Source organism: uncultured Ligilactobacillus sp. (genome assembly GCF_948826705.1).
Taxonomy (GTDB): domain Bacteria; phylum Bacillota; class Bacilli; order Lactobacillales; family Lactobacillaceae; genus Ligilactobacillus.
The window spans coordinates 1-3,429 of sequence record NZ_CAQLEL010000130.1; the positions used below are offsets into that span (position 1 = coordinate 1).

The following is a 3,429-nucleotide window of genomic DNA, read 5'->3' on the forward strand; positions in this document are numbered from 1 at the left end:
ATGTGGTGCAGTCTTACCGCGATCTGCCCCAGGTGTGCAACCAGTGGTGTTCCGTGGTGCGCTGGGAGAAGGAGACACGCATCTAAAATACAAATTATAGTTTTCCCTTTGTACGCTGAAATGCCATCTAAAAAAGAATTTAAGCAATAAAAAGTAAATAAAATCATTGGTTTTGCTTGACGTAGAGCCATTTTTTTAATATAATCAAAGCTGATGTCTTTTAGAAATAAAGTGGGAATAATCCCTTGAAAAATATAAGGAGGTGGATATTTATGAAGATGACATTCCAGCCAAAAAAGAGACAAAGATCTAAAGTTCATGGTTTTCGTGCAAGAATGAGTTCAGCACGTTGGATAGTTGAGTTTCCAAATGTATTAACAAAAGCATTTATGGAGCACTGGGATCTTGATGATCCGCCAAAATACTGGATGGGAGATGATGACTGATGATGTATGAACGAGAAGGCGATGAGATAATCACAAATGCAGTAGATTCATTGGAGGAGCTAGTTAATATGAAATTTGATCTTGAAAATAAAAAGCACGTTAATTTTGTAAAACTTGCTGATGACGTACTACTTCAAAATTGCATTTTAGAGCCTATTCCACAAGACGAACAGCCTTTTGGTGACAATCGGTTCGTAAAAGTAACAGAAGACGACATGACGTACTTGGCTAATACAGATTATATTGTGTGGATCATACCTTAGAAAGGAGAAACAAATGACAGGAAAGAAAAGAAGTAAACGTCGTGATAAACGACGTCGTCGACAAAAGAAGCTAGATCGAGCAAAGGAGCGTACGAAAGTTGGGAAACAGAATTAGAGAACTGCGGGCAGAAAGAGGTCTTACCTTGGCAAATCTAGCTAACAATACTGGTTTAGCTCCTAACACGATAAGCCAATATGAAACAGGTAAGAGAAATCCTAAACTTGAAACATGGATCAAGCTAGCAAATTACTTCGGTGTGCCTGTCAGTTATCTGCAAGGTATCGAAGATAAAGCTGGACCCACAAGCGAATTAGAACATCAAAAAGCACATGATGCGGTGTGGGACGCCGTCGGTAAATTAGTTAGAGCGGCTAGTGTTGGAACGATGAGCTATGAAGAAGCTTATAAAGAGCTTAAACGCTATCGAAACAAATCAGACGAATTGAGATATAAGGAAAAGCAAGAAACACAGCAACGCATGTTTGATCTAGCATTGTCAACATTCAAACGGAGGGAGCGCAATGAAAAATAGTCAAGGTCGCATTATTCACTGGGATGCAAAGAAGACAGGAAGTAAACTTGGTGAACCGTTTCGGTATGGTCCCACTTTAAGAGAGTATCGAGAAAAGAATGGTTTGATCTCTGATGAGTGGCAGAAAGCCAAGAAATGAGTTTTAAGCGTGATTAAGTTGTAAATAAGCGACTTTACCACAACAGACGATAAATTATTCATGAAGTATATAAAATGCGCTCAGTACGAGCTAGGAGGTTTATATGGTAATCAAATTAGATGATGTGTATTCGATCGAAAGCGATACGTACACGTATAACTTGAAACGAAAACGGACCAAAGATAGTGCGAAAACAAGTTCATATGATGTTAACTACTATCCAACGTTAGCAAGTGCTCTTAAGGCTTATGCAAATGCTGCATTAAAAGAAATGGATGCGAAAAGTTTAGCTGAATGGATCACAAATGTTAAAGCCGTCCAAAATAAATTAGAGCAAAAATGTATTGAATTAGCGGAGAAATTAAAAAATGCTGGTGCTTAAAGCAATCGGTATTTTATCAGCTGTAGCATTGTTAGTGATTTTTATCTTGCTGGTTTGGGCAGGATTTGACAACAAGTAAAAATTAGGAGGAAGACAACATGAGTTTAGAATTTTACGCAGGGATCGATAATTTCAAGGTGGATGCAAAAGGAAACATCACGATTACAGAAAAGCTGGCTGGATCAGGTCTGTTAAATCAATTAGACGAGTTGCAGAAGTTGAAATTAGATGGCGTTGTACGGTTCACGATCGAGTCAGCTGTAACACGTTACACACAAAAGGTCGACGCAGAGACGTTAGAACCAGTTGAGTATTATGAACGCGATACATCAGGGACTTGGACAACGGTGCAAAATGAACAGTTATCGCTTGATGTTGGCGAAGATCAAGTGATCGAACATGAAGCAGAAATCACGGCAGATATTATCGACAGTTTCTTGTTGACTGAGAAATATGAATTAAAGAGTGATTTTAACCCACGCAAAGTATTAGTCAGAATGGCAGAAGGATATTCGTTTGATGAGATCGCCAAAGAGCTGAACTTTGAAAGTACCTCAGACTTGTTGAAGAAGCTAAATGAAGCTCGTATCGAATACGCTGGCATGGCTAAAGCATGGTATGAAGTTAAGGAAGATGACGATGAAGAATAAAGCTGGTACGCATTTTGGCCGTAAGGTGGAGTTAGATGGATACGTGTTTGACTCACAAAAAGAAGCTGATTTTTATCAGCGGTTTGTTAGAGATAGCGGTTATGAATTTGACGTGCATCCCCGATTCGTGCTTGAAAAAGCGGGGACAATGACTGCAATCACGTACAAACCTGATTTTGTAATTTACGATCGCAACGGTCGGATTTTACATGTGTATGATGTCAAGTCTAGTTTAGATGGTCGTTATGGTGCTGATCCAGCTGCTAAGTTGAGATTTAACTTATTTCAACGACGATTTAAAAAAGCTGTTGAAGTAGTTGTGCCACGCAAGAATGATTTTAAGATGCGGATCTTCGGGTTAAGCAAGAATGTCAATACTCGGAGAATTACGACAAAAGGTAAGGTACAATTTTACGACATTATGAAAAATCTTGACTACGATCCAGCAGAATTTTTTAAAGTGAGGTGATCATTATGATCAAGTATTACGTAATTAAGCTGTATTATCCTGATTATCCAAAAAATCAAAAATATGGCTATTTAAAATATGGACATATGGGGGGATATAGTTACACGTACACTTACTGGGAAGCTGCTAAATTCAAAAGCAAGGAAAAAGCGCAAGAATATATGAATACCAAGGGGCCACGCAAAATCCCACATGAAATTTGCAAGGTCACGATCGAGACGGTGGCTAAAGGTGGAAAAGATAAATTTTAGGAGGGTTAACAAAATGACGGAAGAAAAAGATTTTTGGATCAACAAAGCTGAAGTACATGCCTTAAGTAATGCTGAAGGAACGGCATATAAAGTGAAGCAAGGGATGATGAATAAAAGAGGCTGGTACAAGCTGGCCAGCAATGAAGAGATCATTAAACGGGTGGTGCTAACTCCCGCAGAAGCTGAATGGTTTGATGAAAATAGAAGATTACCGTCTCTGGACCACAATATTAACCTAGAGTTTTTTAGCAGGTTGGCTGAACAGGCTACAAAATATCCAGAGATTGACCGATGGG

General features: G+C 38.8%; 8 protein-coding genes and 1 pseudogene. All 9 read left to right on the top strand.

All coding sequences use genetic code 11. The annotated features are described in order from the left end of the window. Window positions 1-272: 272 nt before the first annotated feature. Window positions 273-344: pseudogene (locus Q9Q35_RS09440) on the top strand (50S ribosomal protein L34); the annotation flags it as partial. 101 nt (window positions 345-445) lie between these two features. Continuing rightward, entirely contained in the window at window positions 446-709 is a 264-nt protein-coding gene (locus Q9Q35_RS09445; RefSeq protein WP_304653133.1) for a hypothetical protein, read from the top strand. Window positions 710-807: 98 nt separating this feature from the next. Then, complete coding sequence (locus Q9Q35_RS09450) at window positions 808-1,242, top strand: helix-turn-helix domain-containing protein (RefSeq protein WP_304653134.1); 435 nt, start codon at window positions 808-810, stop codon at window positions 1,240-1,242. After that, window positions 1,232-1,381 (top strand): hypothetical protein, encoded by a 150-nt coding sequence (locus Q9Q35_RS09455; RefSeq protein WP_171970356.1) that lies wholly within the window; start codon window positions 1,232-1,234, stop codon window positions 1,379-1,381. Before Q9Q35_RS09450 ends, Q9Q35_RS09455 begins: the two co-directional genes overlap by 11 nt. 103 nt (window positions 1,382-1,484) lie before the next feature. After that, window positions 1,485-1,763, top strand: a complete 279-nt coding sequence (locus Q9Q35_RS09460; RefSeq protein WP_304653135.1) for a hypothetical protein — start codon at window positions 1,485-1,487, stop codon at window positions 1,761-1,763. 98 nt (window positions 1,764-1,861) lie between these two features. Continuing rightward, window positions 1,862-2,413: a DNA primase gene (locus Q9Q35_RS09465; protein WP_221677452.1), complete on the top strand. Its 552-nt coding sequence runs from the start codon at window positions 1,862-1,864 to the stop codon at window positions 2,411-2,413. Then, window positions 2,403-2,882, top strand: coding sequence for a DUF1064 domain-containing protein (locus Q9Q35_RS09470; protein ID WP_260449534.1), 480 nt, complete (start codon window positions 2,403-2,405; stop codon window positions 2,880-2,882). Before Q9Q35_RS09465 ends, Q9Q35_RS09470 begins: the two co-directional genes overlap by 11 nt. A 5-nt stretch (window positions 2,883-2,887) precedes the next feature. Next, complete coding sequence (locus tag Q9Q35_RS09475) at window positions 2,888-3,133, top strand: hypothetical protein (protein ID WP_221677454.1); 246 nt, start codon at window positions 2,888-2,890, stop codon at window positions 3,131-3,133. A 13-nt stretch (window positions 3,134-3,146) separates the two neighbouring features. Continuing rightward, the coding region (locus Q9Q35_RS09480; protein ID WP_304653136.1) for a hypothetical protein at window positions 3,147-3,429 on the top strand (283 nt) is incomplete at its 3' end.